At 58.2% G+C, this 478-nt stretch carries 1 pseudogene; it reads left to right on the forward strand.

The window, feature by feature from the left end:
- Window positions 1–210: pseudogene (locus D7V77_RS42450) on the forward strand (ribosome biogenesis GTPase Der); the annotation flags it as partial.
- Window positions 211–478 lie beyond the last annotated feature (268 nt).

The following is a 478-nucleotide window of genomic DNA, read 5'->3' on the forward strand; positions in this document are numbered from 1 at the left end:
GGCGTTTCACGCCCCAAGCTGCGCTACGCGCACCAGGGAGGTTCCAACCCGCCGATCGTGGTGATTCACGGCAATGCGCTGTCGAATATTCCCGAGACCTATCGCCGCTACTTGGAGGGGCGTTTCCGCGAGGCCTTCCAACTGAAGGGCACACCGCTGCGGATCGAATTTCGTACGAACAAAAACCCGTACTCCCAATCGAACGACTGAGCGCCGCGCGGGCGGTGCTCGACGGCGGGAGCGTGTGACGCGGGGCAGTCGAACGGAGGATGACCAAAAAGGCCGAGCCATTTCATATGGCGGGGTCATCGGTTTTCCGTTTGCTTTCCCTGATTTCTAAGGCTAAATTCTCGAGACATGGCGCTTGGTGTCTGTTAATTCAGGCGCCATTGGCGTCATTTGGACGCGTCTGGCCGACTCTTTTGACGAACTTTTTTTGCGTCGACTGCTTGAACCCGGGCTTCCGAGCCCCCATAAC

This window comes from Corallococcus sp. CA041A (genome assembly GCF_003612075.1).
In the GTDB taxonomy this organism is placed as follows: domain Bacteria; phylum Myxococcota; class Myxococcia; order Myxococcales; family Myxococcaceae; genus Corallococcus; species Corallococcus exiguus.